The organism is Streptomyces sp. Z423-1, from assembly GCF_013009255.1.
Taxonomy (GTDB): domain Bacteria; phylum Actinomycetota; class Actinomycetes; order Streptomycetales; family Streptomycetaceae; genus Streptomyces; species Streptomyces gossypiisoli.
Map to the genome: position 1 here is coordinate 7617492 of NZ_CP053109.1, position 21436 is coordinate 7638927.

Consider the following 21436-nt stretch of genomic DNA (forward strand, 5'->3'; position numbering starts at 1 on the left):
GCCCCACGACGAGCCACTCCCCGAGGCCCCGCCCGAGCAGCCCGTCGCGCAGCCACAGGGGAGCCGCCCGATGAACACCCCCAACAGCCCGATCACCAGCCCCCGATCCCTGGCGAGCCGCCCGATGAGCCCCGCACCCACCCGCGCACCCACCCCCGTACCGACATAGCCTTCCCCTTCCGCCCCGACCGCCGCGGACGCACCGCTCACGCCACCCCCGCCGAGCACGTCCACGACCTGATCGAGCAGCTCCTCTTCACCAGCCCCGGGGAACGCGTCATGCGCCCCGACTTCGGCTGCGGCCTGCTCGACCTGGTCTTCGCCCCCAACAGCCCGGAGTTGATCAACACCCTGGAGCTCTCCGTCCAGGCGTCCCTCCAGCGCTGGCTCGGCGACCTCATCGACGTGGAGGCCCTCGACGTGATCAGCGAGGACCACGTGGTCCGCGTCCACCTCGCCTACGTCGTCCGCGCCACCGGCGCCCGCCGCGAGGACGTGTTCGAAGGGAGGGCCGCCGCATGACCAGCACGACCGCGTCCCGACGCTCCAAGGTCCGCGCCGCCCAGCTGAACGGCATCGACGCCGTCGAGGTCAGCGACGACGGACTGCTTCTCACGGTCACCTTCCTCGGCAAGGCCCCGCACGGCCTCACACCCGAGAACGTCCGCGTCGACGGCGGCCGCCGCATCACCGGCATCACCGCCGTCGACGTCAGCGTCGAACGCGAGGACGACCCTGAGCTCGACGACCGCCTCTACGTCACCCTCGACCAGGCCGGCGACACCTCCCGCTACCGCCTCTCCCTCGTCGAGACCGACCCCTACGGCCGCCCCGGCACCGAACCCTTCCGCGGCTTCGACCAGCGCTACCACAGCGCGACCTTCGCCTTCCGGCCCGACTGCCCGACCCCGTTCGACTGCACGGACGGCCACGACGAGCAGCCGGACTTCCCCGAGACACCGGTCGTCGACTACACCGCCCGTGACTACGACACCATCCGCAAGCTCCTGCTGGACCGGCTCGCCCTCACCACCCCCGACTGGCGCGAACGCAACCCCGCCGACCTCGGCACGACGCTCGTCGAGCTGCTCGCGTACACCGGCGACCGGATCAGCTACCAGCAGGACGCGGTGGCGACGGAGGCGTACCTGGACACGGCCCGCCGCCGGGTCTCCGTACGCCGTCACGTCCGGCTCATCGACTACGCGATGCACGACGGCTGCACCGCCCGGGCCTACGTCACCGTGGAGACCGCCGGTGACCACACGCTCGCCCCCGGCACCTACCGCTTCGCCTCCGTCGACGTCCGTGCCCTCGACCCGCACGACCGCCCCGAGCCGGGCACCGTCATCGGGGACGGCGACCTCGCCGACCTCGACGAGCGCGGCTCGGTCGAGGTGTTCGAACCGGTCGTCGCCGCCGACCCCTTGGAGCTGCGGGTCGCGCACAACGCGATCCGGCTGTGGACGTGGGGCGGCGAGGTGTGCGCCCTGCCGAAGGGCGCCACGTCGGCCACCTTGCGCGACGCGTGGGTGGACCCGGAGACCTGCCGGGACCGCCGCCTCGACCTGCGGCCGGGCGACCTGCTCGTCCTGGAGGAGGTGAAGGGCCCGCGCAACGGCACCCCCGGCGACGCCGACCCGAGCCACCGCCAGGCGGTCCGCCTCACCTCCGTCACCCCGGCCGTCGACCGCATCGAGGACCAGCCGGTCCTGGAGGTGACGTGGGCCGCGGCGGACGCCCTGCGCCGACCGTTCTGCCTGAGCACCCGGGGCGGCGGGGACTGCCTGCCGGTCGAGGACGTCACCCTCGCCCGCGGCAACGTCGTCCTCGTCGACCACGGCCGCACCCTGCCCGCCCCGGAGACGGTCACCGTGCCGCCCGAGCCCGCCGTCGTCGCCCCCTGCGACCCTCCCGCGTTCGGCTGCGCCGACCGCACCGAGGGCAACGCCCCCGCGCGGCTCATCAACGCCCTGACGGACCAGGCGGAATCGGGCGACGTCCTCGCCGCCGACGACGTGCGCGAACTCTTCGAGGTCGTCGGACTCGCCGCCACCACCCGCGCCGGTCTCGGCCTGGAAAGCGCCGGCCAGCGGCACGAGCGGGTGGTGCCCGGGACGGCGTACGCCCAGGCCGCGGCGCTGCGGACGCTGCTCGCGCAGACCGTCTACCCCGGGATCCGGCCCCGCTTCCGGCCGCTCCTCGGCCGGGCGCCCGTCGCCCAGGCGGTGCCGTTCCCCGACTCCCGGACCGTGGCCGCCGGGCAGGCCGAGCGGATCGTGGCGATCCCGGGGCGGGTACGGCAGCGGCTCGTCGAGCTGTGGCGCAGCGCCCGCGACCGCGACGGACTCGGCGACCAGGAGATCTCCGAACTCGCCGTCGTCTTCGGCCTGAGGATCCTGGAGCGCCTCGAACTCCGCCTCCACCCGGTCCGCGCCCTGCGCGAACTCCTCCACCGCAGCGACCAGTTGCTCGACGCCAAACTCCGCCGCGTCGACGTGCTCGCCGCCCGCGCCCGCGCGGGCACCGTCCTCGACGGGCACATCGCGTGGGAGATCGCGCACAGCTGGGGCCCCGCGTACGCGGCCGGACTGCACCCCGACGAGCCGGTGCTGCGCGGCCCGGCGACCGCGGCCCTCACCCAGGACCCGCGCCACGCCCTGCCCGCCGTACGCGTCGAAGCCCGCGACGACACGTGGGAGCCGCGCCGCGACCTGCTCGGAAGCACGCCCCGCGACCGCCACTTCGTGGGCGAACTGGAGGACGACGGCCGCCTGGCCCTGCGCTTCGGCGACGGCAGGCACGGCGCCCGCCCCACCCCCGGCGACCGCCTGCGCATCCACTACCGCCTCGGCGGCGGCAGCGCGGGCAACGTCGGCGCGGAGGCCATCAACCACCTCGTCGTCACCGACGACTGCGAGGCCCCGCCCGCCGCCGTGGTCCGCAACCCGCTGCCCGCCACCGGCGGCACCGAACCCGAACCCGTCGAGCAGGTACGCCAGCTGGCCCCGCTCGACCTGCGCCGCACCCGCCTGCGCGCGGTCACCGCCGACGACTACGCCGCCCTCGCCGCAGCCCTGCCCGGAGTGCAGCGTGCGGCCGCCGAACTGCGCTGGACCGGCAGCCTCCAGGAGGCGCACCTCGCGATCGACGCGTACGGCGACGCCACCCCGCCGGCCGAGCTGCTGGCGTCGGTGGCGCAGGCCCTGGAGCCGTACCGGCGCATCGGCCACGAACTCGTCGTCGGCCCCGCCCGGCTGGTGCCGCTCGACATCGAACTGACCGTGTGCGCCGCGCCCGGCCACCAGCACGGGCAGATCCTCGCCGAGCTGTACCGGGTGCTCGGCGCGGGCCGGGGCGGCTTCTTCCACTCCGACGCGCTGACCTTCGGCGAACCGGTCCGGCTGAGCCGGCTGGTCGCCGTCGCCGCGGCCGTCCCGGGCGTGGAGAGCGTGCACGTCACGCGGCTGCGGCGGCTGTTCGAGCAGGACCGAGGAGAGAGGGAGGACGGCGTGCTGCGGCTCGGCCCGCTGGAGATCGCCACCTGCGACAACGACCCCGACCGGCCGGAGAACGGGCGGCTGGCCATCACGTTGGGAGGTGCCCTGTGAGCGAGCACTGCTCCTGCGGCGGCGCGTGCGGCGGCCACGACGAGCGGCTCGCCCCGGCCGCGCCGCACAACCCGCCGGGCCGCACCGCGCTGGACTACCGCGTCGGCGAGTACGGCTCTTTCCTGGCCGCCCTCCTCGACCGGCTGGCCTCGCCCGCGTACCCGGCGCTGAAGGGCCTCACCGTCCGTACCCCGGACGACCCGACGATCGGCCTGCTGGACGCCACCGCCGTCCTCGGCGACCTGCTCACCTTCCACTCCGAGCGGATCGCCGACGAGGCCTACATCCGCACCGCCAACGAGCACCGCTCCCTGGCCCTGCTCGGCCGCCTGGTCGGCCACCGGCCGCGCCCCGGCGTCGCCGCCGCCACCCACCTGGCGTACACCTTGGAACGCGACCCGCGCGCCGAGACGCTGCCGGTCGTCATCCCGCGCGGCGCCCGCAGCCACAGCGTGCCGGCCTCCGCCACCGAGGAGTCCCTGACCTTCGAGACCAGCCGCGACCTGACGGCCCGCTGGGACTTCAACGAGCTGAAGGTACGGCGCCGGCGCCCGACCCTCATCACCCCCGAGGACCTGGAGCGCCGCTCGGAGCTGTTCGTCCAGGGCACCGCCAACTCCCTCCAGACCGGCGACCAGCTGCTGTTCGTCTTCGGCGAGAAGGCGGGCGGCGAGCGCAAGCTGCTGCCGGTGGCGAAGGCGCGCGTCGACCGCGAGGACGACGTCACGGCGATCTCCCTGCCGACGTCGGCCCCGCCGACGCTGAAGGAACTCGTCGACGAGGTACGGCGCTGGACCGCCGCGCCCGCCGCCCCGGGCGAGCCCGGCGACGAGCCGCCCACCCCCGAGGTGCCGGGCCCGCGCCCGGTCAGTCGTCTGATCGAGGACTTCGAGGACCAGGTCCTGGCCCCGCTGCGGACCGACCTGGACACCGTCAGGACCCCCGAACGGCTCGCGGCCCGCCTGGCCGAGCCGATCGAGCGGCTGGGCGAGGCCCAGGTGCTGGCGACGCCGTACGAGGACGTGGCGGCGTGGTTCGAGCAGCTTCAGGCGGTGCTCGCGGAACTCGCCGAGCGGGCGCTGGAGCTGGCTCCCGCCCAGCCGGACGACCCCACCGAGGCGCGCACGAAAGCCACCGAACCACTGATGGACCCGCAGCCCGACCCGCGCCACGCCGCCTTCCGGACCCTCGCCTCCGTCCTCCCCGCCCTGCGCCCCGCCACCCGACGGGCCACCGGCCACACCCCCCGCCCGGCCACCGACCCCGCCCGCCTGCTCACCGCCCTCGACCCCGCCCTCGGCACCCTCTACCCGGCCTGGCGCACGGCCGCCGCCCCCGGCACCCCGCAGCTCCTGCGCGAGCTGCTCGTCCTGCGTGTCACCGCGGCCCCCTTCGGCGCCACGGCCCCGCTGAAGCCGGTCCAGGACGACCGCGGCCGGGTCATCCGCACCGCCGACTGGCCGCTCACCGGCGCCACGCTGGCCTCCATGCGGATCGTCTACGACCCGGCGGGCAAGGTGCCGGTCCGGGCGGAGTTCCAGTACGTCGAGGGCAGCAGCTCCGACCAGCGCGCCGAGAACCTGCCCGTGCCGCAGCCGGTCACCTTCGCGCTGGGCACGGGCCAGGTCGAGCTGTCCACCCGCAGCGGCCAGGACCGCGACCTCAACTGGCTCAACCGGCGCCCCACCGACTCCCAGGACCCCGGCGTCACCGCCCGCCTCCACTCCGGCCTGCCCGAGCGCACCCTGTTCGTGTCCCGGCCGGACGAGGACGGCCTGGTCCACGTCGGCGTGCACAACGGCACCTCCGAGCAGATCGCCCTGCGCCCCAACACCGTGGAGCAGTTCACGCACGGCGAGTACGAGGTCAGCGTCCGCTACACGGTGGGCAGCACCGAGCCCAACGTCGAGGTGGTCATCGTCGGCAAGCCCGAGCCCGTCAACCGCCGGGTGCTCCAGCTGGACACCGTGCACAACGGCATCACGGTCGGCAGCTGGGTGGCGATCCAGCGCCCCGCGAAGGGGACCTCAGTACCGGGTGACGCCGATCTCGACTTCGTCACCACGCAGGTCGTGGCGGCGCGTACGGCGGCGTACACCAACTACGGCATCACCGGCCGCGGCACCGAACTCACCCTCGCCGACCCCTGGCTGGACGAGTTCGACGTCCTGCTCTCGCACATCCGCGACACCACGGTGCACGCGGCGGGGGAGCCGCTGCGCCTGGCCGACGAACCGCTCGGCGAGGACGTGCACGGCAACGAGATCGAGCTGGCCGAGCTGTACGAGGGGCTGCGCCCCGGACGCACCCTCATGGTCACCGGCGAGCGCGGCGACCTCCCCGGCGTCACCGCCACCGAGGTCGCCGTGATCGCCGCCGCCGACCCGGCCGTCGACCCGCAGCTCCCCGGCGACCACGTCCACACCCGGCTGACCCTGACCGCGGACCTCGCCCACCGCTACCGGCGCGACACCGTGCGGATCCTCGGCAACGTCGTCGAGGCCACCCATGGCGAGAGCCGCGAGGAGGCCATCGGCAGCGGCGACTCCGACCGCGTCAACCAGACGTTCGCGCTGTGGCAGACCCCGCTCACCTGGCTCGCCGCCACCAACCCCCTGGGCGCGAAGCCCGTCCTGGAGATCCGGGTCGACGGCATGCTCTGGCACGAGGTCGACAGCCTCGCCGGACGCGGCCCGCGCGAGCGCGTCTACATCACCGGCAGCACCGCCGACGGCCGGACGACGGTGACCTTCGGCGACGGGGTGAACGGCGCCCGGCTGCCCACCGGCCACGAGAACGTCCGCGCCCGCTACCGCTTCGGCACCGGCCGCGCCGCCAACGTGGCCGCCGACCGCATCACCCAGGCCCTCACCCGACCGCTCGGCGTCTCCGCGGTCACCAATCCGCGCCCGGCGACGGGCGGTTCGGACGCGGACGGGCCGGGCCTGACCCGCCGTACCGTCCCGCTCGCCGTGTCCGCCCTGGACCGCCTGGTCTCGGCCGGCGACTACGAGGACTTCGCCCGCTCCCGCGCCGGGATCGGCCGGGCGGCGGCCCGCGAACTCTTCGACGGCAGGCGGCGCGTCCTGCACGTCACGGTCGCCGGCACGGACGACGTGCCGATCGCCGACGACTCCGACACGCTGCGCGCCCTGCGCGGCGCACTGACGGAGTACGGCGACCCGAACCTCCCGGTCCGTGTGGACGTCCGCGAACTGGTCCTGCTGCTCCTGTCCGCGAAGGTCAAGCTCGCCCCCGACCACGCCTGGGAGGTCGTCGAGCCCCGCCTGCGCCAGGCCCTGCTGCGCCGACTGGGCTTCGAAGGGCGGGAGTTGGGCCAACCCGCCCGCCTCTCGGAGGTGCTCGCCACCGCCCACGGCGTGCCCGGCGTCGACTACATCGACGTCGACGTCTTCACCGGCGTCCCCGCCTCGGCGACCCCCGAACAGCTCGCCGCCCGCCCCGGTACGCCGAAGCCCCAGGTCCCGGCGCACCCGGCGACGTACGACGAGAAGATCCACACCGTCCGGGCCGACGACGGCGAGACGCTCACCTCGATCTGCGCCCGCCACGGCATCCCGCTCGCCGGACTGCTGCGCCTCAACCCGGACATCACCGACACCCGGCGCCTGCCCAAGGGCCGTTCGGTGTACGTCTTCCGCGGCATCCGCCCGGCCCAGCTCGCCCTGCTGTCGCCGCGCGCCGCGGACACCCTGATTCTGACGGAGGTCAAGTGATGTCCCGGGACGTCCCGTTCGACAGCTCCCGCGATCCGGACGCGCTCGCCGCGCTGCTGCCCCGCCGGCACCGGCTGCGGGACGCCGAGGAGGGCGAGCCGCTGCGCGCGCTGCTCGCCGTCGTCACGGAGCAGCTCGACCGCGTCCGCGACGGCGTGGCGCAGGGCTACGAGGACCTGTTCGTGGAGACGGCGGCGCCCTGGGTGCTGCCGTACCTCGGCGACCTGGTCGGCTACCGCACCCTGCCCGGCTACGAACGTGTCCTGACCACCGGCCTGCACGACGGCGGCCGCTCCGCCCTCGCCGAGGCGGTCGCCCCGCGCGCCGACGTGGCCGCGACCGTCGCCAACCGCCGCCGCAAGGGCACGCTCCACCTGCTGGAGGAGCTGTCCGAGCGGGTCGCCGACTGGCCGGCGCGCGCCGTCGAGCTGTCCCGGCTGGTGGCGCACACGCAGCCGGTCAAGCTGTACGGCGGCACGGGCGCCCACCGCGCCGAACGCGGCCGGCTCGCCGACCTCCGCGACGGCGCCGCGCTCGACCTCGCGGGCGGCCCGTTCGGCGCGACGGCCCGCACCGTCGACGTCCGCCGGGCCGACTCCGGGCGGCGGCAGGGCGGTTGGACCCCGGCGGGGGTGGCGCTGTTCGTCTGGCGGCTGAAGGCGCACGCGCTGACGTCGTCCCCGGCGTACTGCATCGACCGCGCCCGCAATCTCTACACCTTCTCGATCCTCGGCAACGACACCCCGCTGGTCACCAAGCCGTTCCCCGAGCCGTCGCCCACCCACACGGCGACCATCGACAACGTCCCGGCGTTCGTCCGCCGCCGTCAGCTCCACGACCGGCTGCTGGACTACTACGGCCCCGGCAAGAGCCTCGTCATCCGGCGCGACGGCGAGGACCAGCCCGTCCCGCCGTCCGACATCGTGGTCGCCGACCTGTCCGACTGGCGCTACCGGCCCAAGCGGGGCCAGGTGGCCGTCGACCCGGAGCTGGGCCGCATCGCCTTCGGCTCACGCACCGCGCCCCGGCAGGGCGTCTGGGTGGACTACCACTACGCGTTCGCCGCCGACATGGGCGGCGGCGAGTACGCCCGGGACGACCGCGGGCCCCGCCCCGACGCGACGTTCTACCGGGTCGGGCCGGGACAGCCGTACCGGCAGATCATGGACGCCTACCGGGCCTGGCAGCACGACCGCCGTGCGGACCGCACCGGCCCCGAGGGCATCATCGAGATCACCCACAGCGGCGCCTACCAGGAGCAGCTCGACTTCGACCTCGACCCGGGCGACCGCCTCGAACTCCGGGCCGCCGAAGGCACCCGCCCGGTCATCCGCCTGCTCGACTGGTACAGCAACCGCCCGGACGCCCTCAACATCCGCGCGGTGTCCGAGGACTGCGCCCCGCACGAACGCCCGCGCGTCGTCCTCGACGGTCTCCTCGTCGCCGGCCGCGGCATCAACGTCACCGGCCCGATGGGCGCGGTCGTCGTACGGCACTCCACCCTCGTACCCGGCTGGTCCCTGGAACCCGAGTGCGACCCGCACTCGCCCGAGGAGCCCAGCATCGTCCTGGACCGCACCACCGCCTGCCTCCAGGTCGAGCACAGCATCCTCGGCACCATCGAGGTCATCGGCGACGAGGTCACCGAGGAGCCCCTCGACATCCACCTGCGCGACAGCGTGCTCGACGCCACCGCCGACGACCGCGAGGCCCTGTCCGCCCCGGACTGCCGCCACGCCCACGCGGTGCTCCATCTCCACCGCACCACCGTCATCGGCGAGATCCACACGCACGCCGTCCGGATCGCGGAGAACTCGATCTTCACGGGGCGGCTGCACGTGGCCCGCCGCGGCATCGGCTGTCTGCGCTTCTCGTACGTCCCCTCCGGGTCGCGTACGCCGCGCCGGTACCGCTGCCAGCCCGACCTGTCCGGCGATGCGCGGCCCCTGTTCGTCTCCCAGCGCTACGGGACGCCCTGGTACGGCCTGTTGGCCGACCGCTGCCCTCAGGAGATCCGGCGCGGCGCGGACGACGGCGCCGAGATGGGCGCGTTCCACGACCTGTACCGGCCGCAGCGCGAGGACGGCCTGCGCGCCCGCCTCGCGGAGTACACGCCGGCGGGCACGGACGCCGGGATCTTCTTCGTGACGTGAGTGAGGCGATCTGTGAGTGACGTGAGTGATGTGAGACCGACCGCCGCCTTGAACCGCACCATCCTGAACCAGGGGGACCCCTTCCATGCACGCTGACCTCTCCCGCCTCACGTTCCGCCCGGAACGGCACTACTCCGCGGTCGTCGCCCAGCAGGGCCGCGTCCAGCTCGACGCCGACACCAACGAGCAGACGGCGATCCAGCTCCACCAGGCCCGCACCCTCGCCGCCGACCTGATCGGCCGGCACGGCGGGCCGCGGGACGCGGCCGGCTTCCGGATCGAGTACGTCGGCGGCAAGCACGACCTGGACACCCTGCACATCCACGGCGGCCGCTACTACGTCGACGGCATCCTGTGCGACGCGGACCGCCCGGTGCCCGGCGTCCCCGTCCTCGACGAGGACGATGAGCAGGCCCCGGAAGCGTCCGGGCACTGGACGTACTGGGACCAGCCCGACGGTTTCCGCGACCCGGAGAAGCCCGGCGACCGCCTGCCCTCGCCCGCGCAGTCGCCGTTCGTGGTCTACCTGCACGTCTGGGAGCGCTCGGTCACCGCCGCCGAGGACCCGGCGCTGCGCGAGGTCGCCCTCGGCGCGGCGATGCCCGACACCGCCGCCCGCGTCAAGGTCGTCTGGCAGGTGCTGCCGCTGTCGCTGGCCGCGCTGGAGATCGAGGAGGCGGACCCGTCCAAGGAGGTCGTCCGCGCCGCCTTCGACCGCTGGGCGCAGCGCCAGTCGGCCCCCTCGGCACGCCTCGCGGCCCGCAGCGAACGCCCCGACCACGCCGACGAGGACCCCTGCCTGGTCAAGCCCGAAGCCCGCTACCGGGGCCTGGAGAACCAGCTCTACCGCGTCGAGATACACGCCGGCGGCGAGGCCAAGGACGCCACCTTCAAGTGGTCCCGCGAGAACGGCTCGGTGGTCTTCCCGGTCGACGAACTCGACGGCACCTGGGTGCGGTTGGCGACCCTCGGGCACGACGAGAAGCTGGACCTCGACGTCGGCGACCACGTCGAGGTCACCGACACCGCCCACGCATCCCGCCTCGAATCCCTGCCGCTGCTGCGGGTCGAGGAACTGGACCTGCCCGGCCGCCGCGTCCGCCTCTCCGCCGAACCGGCGCCGGGCGTCGGCCGCCTGCCCCACCTCCACCCCTTCCTGCGCCGCTGGGACCACCACGAGGGCCCGAGGCGCAAGGGCCGTACGACCGCCCTGCGCGGCGGAGCCGTCCCGGTCACGGAGGGGGAGTGGCTGCCCCTGGAGGACGGCGTCGAGGTCCACTTCGCCCAGGGCGGCAGCTACCGCACCGGCGACCACTGGATCATCCCCGCCCGCACCGCCACCGGCGGCGTCGAGTGGCCCACCGACCCGGCCCGCCGCCCCCTGCTCCAGGCGCCCGCCGGGATCGCCCGCCACTTCGCCCCGCTGGCCCTGGTCAAGGGCGAGTACGGGGCCGTCGACCTGCGCCTCGCCTTCGGCCCGCTGGCCAGCAGCATGCCCGCCGCCGACGAGGCCACGCTGGCGGCCGAGGACCGGGCGCGGCGCGAGGAGCAGGCGGCCGAGAACCGGTCGCAGACGACCGCCGAGGCGGAGACCGCCGTGGAAGGAGACAACTGATGGCCAAGCCACTGAGCGCGTCCAAGATGGTGGAGATCCTCCGCGCGGAGGGCCTGACGGTCCACGAGGTACGCAACTGGCGCACCCACAACCGCAACAGCAAGGGCCCCTGGGGTCCCGTCAACGGCGTGATGATCCACCACACCGTCACCTCCGGCACCGCCAACTCGGTCGACATCTGCTACGACGGCTACGCCGGCCTCCCCGGCCCGCTCTGCCACGGCGTCATCGACAAGAAGGGCCATGTCCACCTCGTCGGCAACGGCCGCGCCAACCACGCGGGCCTCGGCGACAGCGACGTCCTGCGCGCGGTGATCAACGAGACGAAGCTGCCGCCCGACAACGAGGCCGACACCGACGGCAACCGGCACTTCTACGGCTTCGAGTGCGTCAACCTCGGCAACGGCAAGGACCCGTGGCCGGAGGCGCAGAAGGAGGCCATCGAGAAGGTGGCGGCCGCGATCTGCCGCCACCACGGCTGGTCGGAACGTTCGGTCATCGGCCACAAGGAGTGGCAGCCGGGCAAGGTGGACCCGCGTGGCTTCACGATGGACAGCATGCGCAAGCGCATAGCCGACCGGCTCGGCGGGAAGCCGCAGCCGCCCGCGCCGAAGCCGCCCCAGCCCAAGCCGCCCCAGCCCAAGCCGAAGTACGAGCCCTTCCCCGGCAGCGGCTTCTTCCACGTCGGCCGACGGTCCCCGATCGTCACCGCGATGGGCCGCCGCCTGGTCGCCGAGGGCTGCAGCCGCTACGAGGAGGGCCCCGGCCCCGAGTGGACCGAGGCCGACCGCCGCTCGTACCAGGCCTGGCAGCAGAAGCTGGGCTTCAAGGGCAAGGACGCGGACGGCATCCCCGGCAAGTACAGCTGGGACAAGCTGAAGGTGCCCAACTCCTGAGGTGCCCAACTCCTGAGGTGCCCAACTCCTGAGGTGCCGAACGGCTCCGCGCCCTGCGGGGGTGCGGAGCCAGGGCCTCAGCCGACGTGCTGATGAGCTGTTGGAGATCAGCGGCGCCGCAGTGCCGGGTCGAGGAGCGCGGGCGGAGTGTCGTGCTTCTCGTCCGGGGCCAGGTCGACGCCGGGGGCGACGATCGCGTCGATCGCGTCGAGGACGTCGGCGGAGAGCACGGTGTCCGCGGCGGCGAGCTGCGCGTGCAGGTGCTCCGGCGTGCGGGGGCCGATGAGCGCGCTGGTCACGGCGGGGTGCGCGGTGACGAAACCGAGCGCGAGCTGGATCAGCGTCAGGCCGGCCTCGTCGGCGACCTCGGCCAGCCGCTCGACCGCGTCGAGCCGGGCCCGGTTGGCGGGCAGGGCGGTGTCGAAGCGCTCCGGCATGAACGCCGAGCGGTGGGTGGTGATCTCCCGGTCCGCGCGGATCGCGCCCGACAGCCAGCCCGAGGCCAGCGGGCTCCACACGAGCACACCCATCCCGTACTCCTGCGTCACGGGCAGCACATGGGCCTCGATGCCGCGCTGCAGGATCGAGTAGCTGGGCTGCTCGGTGACGTAACGGCTCAGGTGATGCTCGCGGGCGGCCCACTGCGCCTGCACGATGCGGTGGGCGGGGAAGGTCGAGGAGCCGAAGTAGCGGATCTTTCCCGCGCGTTGCAGGTCGGTCAGCGCCGACAGGGTCTCCTCGTCGCTGGTGCGCGGGTCCCACCGGTGGATCTGGTAGAGGTCGACGTGGTCGACGCCGAGGCGGCGCAGGCTGTTGTCGAGCGCGGTGACCAGCCAGCGGCGCGATGCGCCCCGGTGGTTGCGCTCCTCACCCATCGGCATGCTCGCCTTCGTGGCCAGCACGAGGTCGTCGCGGCGGCCGGCGATGGCCTTGCCGACCATCTCCTCCGACGCGCCGTCGCTGTACATGTCGGCGGTGTCGATGACATTGATCCCGCCTTCGAGTGCGGCGTCGACGAGGGCGGTGGCCTCGTCCTGGGTGGTGCGTCCGATCCGGCCGAAGTTCATGGCGCCGAGCGCGAGGGTGCTGACCTGCACGCCGGTGCGGCCCAAGGTGCGGTACTGCATGACCGTGCTCCTCCGTGGCATGATGAGCGAAACGGAACACTGTTCCGGTGATGGTGACGGCGACGATACGGAACACTGTTCCGCTTCGCAAGGGTCGACGGCGGAGGGAGCTGCGCGGTGAACGCCAGTGACGAGAGCGCGGGGCAGACGACCCCGCCCCAGCGGAAGGACGCCCGGCGCAACAAGGAGGCCCTGCTCGACGCGGCCGCCGCGGTCTTCGTCACGTCGGGCGTGGACGCGCCGGTCCGCGACATCGCGGCCAAGGCGGGAGTCGGGCTGGGCACGATCTACCGCCACTTCCCGACGCGCGCGGATCTGATCATCGCCGTCTACCGGCACCAGGTCGACGCCTGCGCCGAGGCCGGACCGGCCCTGCTGGCGAGCGGCGCGACCCCGCACGCCGCACTGGCGCAGTGGATCGACCTCTTCGTCGACTTCCTGGTCACCAAACACGGCCTCGCCGCGGTGCTCCAGTCGGACAACGCGGGCTGCGATGCGCTGCACACCTACTTCATCGACCGCCTCGTGCCCGTGTGCACCCAGCTGCTCGAAGCGGCGACCGAGGCCGACGAGATCCGCACCGACCTCACGGCCTACGAGCTCATGCGCGGCGTCGGAAACCTCTGCATCGGCGCGGACAGCGACCCCCGCTACGACGCACGCCGCCTGGTCCGGCTGCTCGTCGCAGGACTACGCCGACCGCACTGACGAAGGCGCGCTCAGGAACCGTTCGGCGGAAAAGCGGGCCGCACAGGAATCCGGAGATCCTGCTCGGGCAGCGGCGGCAGCGCAGGCTCCTCCAGCCACGCCCGGAACAACGCGTCCAGCGGCTCGGTCGCGTACCGGGCCGCATGCGCCGTGAAGGCCGCCGTGGTCACCGCACCGCCCCGATGCAGCGCCGCCCACCCCCGCAGCATCCGGAAGAAGGCCTCCTCGCCCAGCGCGCACCGCACGGCGTGCACCACGAGCCCGCCCCGCTGATACAGCCGGTCGTCGAACATCAGCTTGCGCCCGGGATCGGCCAGTTTCAGATCCTGCGGCTGCCCGGACAGCAGCCGGTGCGCGGCGGCCGCGTGCTGCTGCGCGGTCGGCCCGCCGGACCGCTCCGACCACAGCCACTCGGCGTACTTCGCGAACCCCTCGTTCAGCCAGATGTGCCGCCAGTCCGCGATGGACACACTGTTGCCGAACCACTGATGCGCCAGCTCGTGCGCGATCAGCCGCTCCCAACCCCGCGCCCCGTCGACATGGTTGGCGCCGAAGAGCGACAGCCCCTGCGCCTCGACCGGCACATCGAGCTCCTCCTCCGTCACCACGACGGCGTACTCCTCGAACGGATACGGCCCGAACAGCTCCTGGAACAGCTCCATCATCGCCGGCTGCCGAGCGAAGTCCCGCGAGAACTCCGGCAGCAGATGCGCCGGAATGTGCCCGTGCTGCGGCACGCCGTCGGGTCCCGGGTCGCCCAGCAGTACGGTCTGGTACTTCCCGATGGCCAGCCCCACCAGATAACTCGACGTCGGCGCCGACTGCTCGTACACCCAGGTGGTCGTCGAGGCCTTCGTCGTCCGCGTCAGCAGCCGCCCACCGGCGACCACCGCGTACGCGGACGGCGTGGTGATCGAGATCTGGTACGACGCCTTGTCGGCCGGCCGGTCGTTGCACGGGTACCACGACGGCGCCCCGACCGGCTGACTCGCCACCAGTGCGCCGTCGATCAGCTCCTCCCAGCCGAGCCCGCCCCAGGGGCTGTTCACCGGCTTGGGATTGCCCGACCACTGCACCTCCACCGTGAACGCGGCCCCGGCCCGCACCGCCTTGCCCGGCCGCACCCGCAGCCGGCCGCCCCGATGCGTGTAGTGCGCCTGCCGCCCGTCCACCCGCACCCGCCCGACCCTGAAGTCGGCGAGATTGAGCTGGAACTCGGCGAGCGCCGCCCGTCCCGCGATGGCGTTGATCCGGGCCGTGCCCGCCAGCCGGTTCGGCCCCGGCCGGTAGTCCAGCGCGAGTTCGTAGCGGTGCACCCGGTACCGGTGATCACCGTTGGCCGGAAAGTACGGGTCCGGACCCGCTGCCTGCTGAACCGCCACTGCCGCGTCTGCTCCCTGCGCCATGCTCGTGCCACTGCTCGTCCACCGGGGAGCCGCGCCTACCGGCGCCATGCCTCGATCGGGTTGCCCAGCCACCGCGTGTCGTCGGGGACGGACTCCGCCGCCATCACGAGCGACGCCGGACCCAGCGTGCTGCGGGCCCCGACGGTGCTGCCGGGCAGGACGATTCCGCCAGGACCGAGCGTCGCGCCCTCACGGAGAACCACAGTATCCGTCCGCAAGATCCGGTCGTGGAAGAGGTGCGTCTGCAGGACACAGCCCCGGTTCACGGTGGCCGCGTCCTGAAGCGTCACCAGGTCCGCCTCCGGCAGCCAGTAGCTCTCCACCCACGTGCCCCGGCCGATCCGCGCCCCCAGCCCGCGCAGCCACGCGGTCATCACCGGCGTACCCGGCACGGCGCCCGCCAGCCACGGCACGGCCAGCACCTCGACGAAGGTGTCCGCCAACTCGTTGCGCCACACGAAGGCACTCCACAGCGGATGCTCCCCCCTGCGGTGCCGCCCCACCAGCACCCACTTGGCCACGACGGACCCGACACCCGCGAGCACCCCCACCGCGAGCAGCACCAACCCGCCCAGCAACCAGGCCCACCCGCCGAGCGCACACAGCACGGCCACCGTCACCAGCGCCAGCCCCGCCGAGCAGAACACCGGCACGATCCGGCACAGCTCCACCAGCCCCCGCGCCCACAGCAACCGGACCGGCGGGTCATACGTCCGGCTCTGATCGCCGTCGGCCGCGCTGCGCGGCAGCTTCACCGGCGGCAGCCCCAGATACGAGCTGCCCTTCTTCGCCTTCTTCGGCGTGGCCGACAGCACCCCGACGAGGCCACCGTCCGGCACGCTCCGCCCCGGCGCGGTCATCCCGGAATTCCCGAGGAACGCCCGCCGCCCGATCTCGGCGCGCCCGATCCGCATCCACCCGCCACCGAGTTCGTACGGCGCGGTCAGCGTGTCGTCGGCCAGGAACGCCCCCTCACCGACCGTGGTCAGGCTGGGCAGCGCGAGCACGGTCGACACCTCGGCCCCGCGCCCGATCCGCATCCCGAGCAGCCGCAGCCACACCGGCGTGGCCAGCCCGGCGTACAGCGGAAACAGCGTTTCCCGGGCCCGGTCCATCAGCTGTGTGACGGTCCACGCCTGCCACCCGACCCTGCTGTGCGTCGGATACGTCCCCTCCCGCAGCCCCAGACTCAGCAGCCGCACCCCGGCCAGGATCAGCAGCGCGTACGCCGCCCCGAAGGCGAGCGTCCCCGGCACCAGCGCGAGCGCGGCACCGGCAAGGGCCTCCGCGAGCCCGTCGCCCGGGCCGACGAACAGGCCCGCCACCCCCACCGCGGCCCCGGCACCCACCACCGGCAGCGCCGACAGCGCGAGCCCGGACGCCCCGTACATCACCCGCCAGAACAGCCCCCGCTCCGGCCGCTCCTTCGGCCAGTTCCGCTTGGCCTTGCCGAGCTTGACCGCGGGCGCCCCGGCCCACCGCTGCCCGGTGGGAATCTGCCCGGCCACGGCCGACCCCGGCGCCACCTCGGCCCGCTTGCCGACCCGCGCCCCCGGGAAGAGCATGCTGCGCGTACCGACCACGGCATGCGCACCGACCTTCACCGGCCCGATCTCCAGCCGGTCCCCGTCCAGCCAGTACCCGGACAGATCGACCTCGGACTCCACGGCCGCGCCCCGGCCCAGCTTGAGCATGCCGGTGACCGGCGGCAGCGAGTGCAGATCGACGTCCTGCCCCACCTTGGCGCCCAGCGCCCGCGCGTACCGCAGCAGCCAGGCCCCGGTCAGCGAGGTCGCCCCGCTCGCCTCGGCCAGCCGCTCCGCCGCCCACAGCCGGACGTGCACACTCCCACCGCGCGGATACCGCCCCGCCCGCACGCCCCGCAGCAACAGCCGCGCCCCACCGGCGGCGAGGGCGAGCCGCCCCGGCGGACTGAACAACAGCACGGCCCCGGCCCCGACGGCCCACCAGGGCGCGGTCGGCAGCCAGGCGTACCCGCTCAGCAGATTCCCGAGGGCGGCCAGCACGACCGTCCACCGCAGCCCGGCCAGCGTGAACAGCGGTATCAGGGCGAGCAGTTGAGCCGCCTGGGCGCGCCGGGGCACGGGGGCGACGGTCCGCCGTGAGCCGTCGTCCTGCGCCGACTCCTCCAGCCGCCGCGCCAACTTCCGCAGCGTGGGCTGCTGGTAGATGTCCAGCACGGCCGCACTGGGATAGCGGGTCCGCAGCCGTGTGGTCAGCTGAGCGGCGGCGAGACTGCTCCCGCCGATCGCGAAGAAGTCGTCGGAGGCCGCCGTGACCGGAATCCCGAGCACCTCGGTCCACTGCTCGGCGAGCCAGGCCTCGGTGCCGTAGAGCTGCTCGGCCTTGCCTCCGGTCTCCAGCCCCTCCAGCGGCCAGGGCAAGGCATGGCGATCGACCTTGCCGGACGTACGGGTCGGCAGTTCGTCGACCGGCGCGAGCAGCGGCACCAGCGCCGCGGGCAGCTCGGCCCGCAGCCGCTCCACCGCCGCCCCCGCGTCCCACCCCTCCTGGGTGACGACATACCCGACGAGCAGCTGATTGCCGCTCCGCGCGGTCCGTACGGCGGCAGCGGCACCCGCGACGCCGGGCAGCGCCTGCAACGCGGCGTCCACCTCACCCAGCTCGATCCGCCGCCCACCGAGCTTGATCTGCTCATCGGCCCGCCCGAGAAAGACCAGCCCCTCGGGCTCGGCACGCACCAGATCACCGCTCCGGTACGCCCGTTCCCACCCCAGCGACTCCAAAGGCGCGTACTTCTCCGCGTCCTTCTCGGCATCGAGATACCGCGCGAGCCCGACCCCGCCGATCACCAACTGCCCGCTGCCGCCCATCGGCACGGGCTCCCCGGCCTCGTCGACGACGGCCAGCTCCCAGCCGCAGAGCGGCAGCCCGATCCTGATGGGCTCCTCGCCGGTCATCAGCGCGGCACAGGCCACGACGGTCGCCTCGGTCGGCCCGTACGTGTTCCAGACCTCGCGCCCCTCGGTCACCAGCCGCTGCGCCAGCTCGGGCGGACAGGCCTCACCACCGAAGATCAGCAGCCGTACGTCATTGAGCGTCTCCGGCTCCCACAGCGAGGCCAGCGTCGGGACGGTCGACACGACCGTGATCTCCTGCTCGACCAGCCAGGGCCCCAGATCGGCCCCGCTGCGCACCTGCGCGCGCGGCACCGGCACCAGACAGGCCCCGTACCGCCAGGCCAGCCACATCTCCTCGCAGGACGCGTCGAACGCGACCGACAGCCCCGCCATGACCCGGTCGCCGGGCCCGATCGGCTCCTCGGTCAGAAACAGCGCGGCCTCGGCGTCCACGAAGGCGGCGGCACTGCGATGACTGACGGCGACACCCTTGGGCTTCCCGGTGGACCCGGACGTGAAGATGATCCAGGCGTCCTGCTCGCCCCCGGGCCGCGCGGCCGGAACCTCGGACCGGCCGTGGACGGTCAGCTCGTGCCCGGCCCCGATGACGGCCCGTACCCCCGCCTCCCCGAACACCAACTCGGCCCGCTCGTCCGGGTCCTCGGCATCCACGGGCACGTAGGCGGCCCCGGCCGCGAGTACGGCGAGAATCGCGACGTACAGATCATTGGTCCCCGACGGAACACGGACCCCCACCCGGTCCCCGAGCCCCACCCCGGCGGCGGCGAGCCGCGCCCGCAGCCGCTCCACCTCCACGGCGAGCGCCCGATACGTCAGCCGGACCGCCCCGTCGTCCAGGGCGAGTTCGTCGGGATGCGCCCGCACGGACGCCTCGAAGATGTCCACCAGCGTGCGCGGGGAGGCGGCCGGCCCTCCGGAGAAACGTGCCCTGTCACCGAACCGCTCACGGATCTCTTCGTCGAGCAGGCCGAGAGCACTGCTCTCGTGTATGGCTGCCATCGGGTCCTCGCGTCTCGATCCCGGAAGCTCCGGGGCGCTGGCGGGCCCGCAGGTCTGCCTGGGGTTGTCCGGCTCCAGCTCCGTAACAAGCCGGAAATTTTAGTACGACGGTGAGTTCGACGTCGCTCGGCGGCCATCCGGAAGAGGCTGTTCGGGCCGTACCCCAGGGGGCGTTGAGGGCTGTGACCTCGGGATCTTCCCGGCGGGGGAGAGATGGCCCACACGGGGGCCCGCAAGCCTCCCGGCAAAGCAAAAGACCCCTGGTGAACAGGGGTCTGAGCTGGTGTCCGAGGGGGGACTTGAACCCCCACGCCCGATAAAGGGCACTAGCACCTCAAGCTAGCGCGTCTGCCATTCCGCCACCCGGACAAGGTGTCTGCCGCGCTGGGTTTCCCTCGCGGCGACGACGTAAACATTACCAGGCTTTCGGGGACGGCTGATCACACCCGCGCGGTCTTGGGGCGGGACCGGGCTCGGGGGAGGATGAGGGGGACCACCAGCGGCGACTGCGGAAGGAAGCGGCGTGAGCGACACGGGCACGGCCGAAGGCGTCACCGGCGAGGACGAGGTCGTCGACCTCTGCCGCGAGCTGATCCAGATCGACACCAGCAACTACGGCGACCACTCGGGGCCGGGGGAGCGCAAGGCGGCCGAGTACGTCGCCGCCAAGCTCGCCGAGGTGGGCCTCGACGCGCGGATCATCGAGTCCCACAAGGGCCGCGCCTCCACGGTGGCCCGTATCGAGGGCGAGGACCCGTCCCGGCCCGCGCTGCTCATCCACGGCCACCTCGACGTCGTACCGGCCAACGCGGCCGACTGGACCCACCACCCCTTCTCCGGCGAGATCGCGGACGGGTGCGTGTGGGGCCGCGGGGCCGTCGACATGAAGGACATGGACGCGATGACCCTCGCGGTCGTCCGCGACCGGCTGCGCAGCGGGCGCAAGCCCCCGCGCGACATCGTGCTCGCCTTCCTCGCCGACGAGGAGGCCGGCGGCACCTGGGGCGCGCGGTACCTGGTCGACAAGCACCCCGAGCTGTTCGAGGGCGTGACCGAGGGGATCGGCGAGGTCGGCGGGTTCTCCTTCACCGTCAACGAGCAGCTGCGGCTCTACCTCGTCGAGACCGCCCAGAAGGGCATGCACTGGATGCGGCTCACCGTGGACGGCACCGCCGGTCACGGCTCGATGACCAACGAGGACAACGCGATCACCGAGCTGTGCGAGGCCGTGGGGCGAGTCGGCCGGCACAAGTGGCCGGTGCGGGTCACCAAGACCGTACGGTCCTTCCTCGACGAGCTCTCCGACGCGCTCGGCGTGGAACTCGACCCCGAGGACATGGACGAGACCCTCGCCAAGCTCGGCGGCATCGCCAAGATGATCGGCGCGACGCTGCGCAACTCGGCCGCGCCCACCATGCTCGGCGCCGGCTACAAGGTCAACGTCATTCCCGGCCAGGCCACCGCGCACGTCGACGGGCGGTTCTTGCCCGGTCACGAGGAGGAGTTCCTCGCCGACCTCGACCGGCTGCTCGGCCCCCGCGTGCGGCGCGAGGACGTGCACGCCGACAAGGCGCTGGAGACCGACTTCGACGGCAAGCTCGTCGACGCCATGCAGAGCGCGCTCAGCGCCGAGGACCCGATCGCGCGGGCCGTGCCCTACATGCTCTCCGGCGGCACCGACGCCAAGTCCTTCGACGACCTCGGCATCCGCTGCTTCGGCTTCGCGCCGCTGAAGCTGCCGCCGGAGCTGGACTTCGCCGGGATGTTCCACGGCGTCGACGAGCGAGTGCCGGTGGACGGGCTGAAGTTCGGCGTGCGGGTGCTCGACCGGTTCATCGATGCGTCCTGACTTGGGCCGATGAAACGACACATCAGTAATCGCCCGCGTGTGCGGAGCGTGACCGGGGAGGGTGAACGCGCTCATAGGCTCGTAGCCCTATTAGTTCCTCCTCGTTACAGGTGATGCGATCAGCTACTTGTGATCGCATTGCCAACAAGGAGGAATAATGATCAAGAAGGTCGTCGCTGCTGCGGCTGCCACCGGTGGGCTGGTTCTCGCGGGCGCGGGCATGGCCGTCGCCGACTCCGGTGCCCAGGGTGCCGCCGTGGGGTCCCCGGGCGTCCTGTCCGGCAACGTTGTTCAGGTTCCCGTGCACGTCCCCGTGAACGTCTGCGGCAACACGATCTCGGTGATCGGGCTGCTGAACCCCGCCTTCGGCAACACCTGCATCAACAAGTGACGCTGCCTTTCTGAGGTTCGTCCACGCCGTCGGTCCCGGAG

At 73.2% G+C, this 21436-nt stretch carries 12 protein-coding genes and 1 tRNA gene; 9 read left to right on the forward strand and 4 right to left on the reverse strand.

Features of this window, described 5'->3' with window-relative positions; translation table 11 throughout:
• Positions 1–105 precede the first annotated feature (105 nt).
• The 6 genes from HJD23_RS34335 (at position 106) to HJD23_RS34360 (ending at position 12012) form a co-directional block, all read left to right on the forward strand.
• A complete protein-coding gene (locus HJD23_RS34335) occupies positions 106–522 on the forward strand; it encodes a GPW/gp25 family protein (RefSeq protein WP_171134152.1) in 417 nt (138 codons plus the stop codon).
• Positions 519–3611, forward strand: coding sequence for a putative baseplate assembly protein (locus tag HJD23_RS34340; RefSeq protein ID WP_171134103.1), 3093 nt, complete (start codon positions 519–521; stop codon positions 3609–3611). The genes HJD23_RS34335 and HJD23_RS34340 overlap by 4 nt, the downstream gene beginning before the upstream one ends.
• A complete protein-coding gene (locus HJD23_RS34345; protein ID WP_171113347.1) occupies positions 3608–7348 on the forward strand; it encodes a putative baseplate assembly protein in 3741 nt (1246 codons plus the stop codon). Before HJD23_RS34340 ends, HJD23_RS34345 begins: the two co-directional genes overlap by 4 nt.
• Positions 7348–9501: a hypothetical protein gene (locus tag HJD23_RS34350; RefSeq protein WP_171113349.1), complete on the forward strand. Its 2154-nt coding sequence runs from the start codon at positions 7348–7350 to the stop codon at positions 9499–9501. Before HJD23_RS34345 ends, HJD23_RS34350 begins: the two co-directional genes overlap by 1 nt.
• Before the next feature lie 85 nt (positions 9502–9586).
• On the forward strand, positions 9587–11116 hold the full coding sequence (locus HJD23_RS34355) for a DUF6519 domain-containing protein (protein ID WP_171113351.1): 1530 nt from the start codon (positions 9587–9589) through the stop codon (positions 11114–11116).
• Positions 11116–12012, forward strand: coding sequence for a peptidoglycan-binding protein (locus HJD23_RS34360; RefSeq protein WP_171113353.1), 897 nt, complete (start codon positions 11116–11118; stop codon positions 12010–12012). The genes HJD23_RS34355 and HJD23_RS34360 overlap by 1 nt, the downstream gene beginning before the upstream one ends.
• A gap of 107 nt (positions 12013–12119) precedes the next feature.
• Here HJD23_RS34360 and HJD23_RS34365 read toward each other — a convergent pair whose 3' ends face one another.
• On the reverse strand, positions 12120–13139 hold the full coding sequence (locus HJD23_RS34365) for an aldo/keto reductase (protein ID WP_171113355.1): 1020 nt from the start codon (positions 13137–13139) through the stop codon (positions 12120–12122).
• Positions 13140–13256: 117 nt separating this feature from the next.
• On the opposite strand from HJD23_RS34365, the gene HJD23_RS34370 reads away from it, so the two are divergent.
• Positions 13257–13847, forward strand: a complete 591-nt coding sequence (locus HJD23_RS34370; RefSeq protein ID WP_171113357.1) for a TetR/AcrR family transcriptional regulator — start codon at positions 13257–13259, stop codon at positions 13845–13847.
• A gap of 11 nt (positions 13848–13858) precedes the next feature.
• On the opposite strand, the gene HJD23_RS34375 is transcribed toward HJD23_RS34370, so the two are convergent.
• The 3 genes from HJD23_RS34375 to HJD23_RS34385 all read right to left on the reverse strand — a co-directional run bounded on the left by HJD23_RS34375 (position 13859) and on the right by HJD23_RS34385 (position 19524).
• Positions 13859–15229 (reverse strand): M1 family metallopeptidase, encoded by a 1371-nt coding sequence (locus tag HJD23_RS34375; protein WP_171118654.1) that lies wholly within the window; start codon positions 15227–15229, stop codon positions 13859–13861.
• 59 nt (positions 15230–15288) lie between these two features.
• Positions 15289–19155, reverse strand: coding sequence for a Pls/PosA family non-ribosomal peptide synthetase (locus HJD23_RS34380; RefSeq protein WP_171113359.1), 3867 nt, complete (start codon positions 19153–19155; stop codon positions 15289–15291).
• Between the two features lie 281 nt (positions 19156–19436).
• Positions 19437–19524 (reverse strand) — tRNA-Leu (locus tag HJD23_RS34385).
• 154 nt (positions 19525–19678) lie between these two features.
• Here HJD23_RS34385 and HJD23_RS34390 point away from each other — a divergent pair.
• Together HJD23_RS34390 and chpH are read left to right on the forward strand one after the other, a co-directional pair.
• A complete protein-coding gene (locus HJD23_RS34390; protein WP_171113361.1) occupies positions 19679–21004 on the forward strand; it encodes a M20/M25/M40 family metallo-hydrolase in 1326 nt (441 codons plus the stop codon).
• Between the two features lie 157 nt (positions 21005–21161).
• A complete protein-coding gene (gene chpH / locus HJD23_RS34395; protein WP_141309216.1) occupies positions 21162–21395 on the forward strand; it encodes a chaplin ChpH in 234 nt (77 codons plus the stop codon).
• Positions 21396–21436 lie beyond the last annotated feature (41 nt).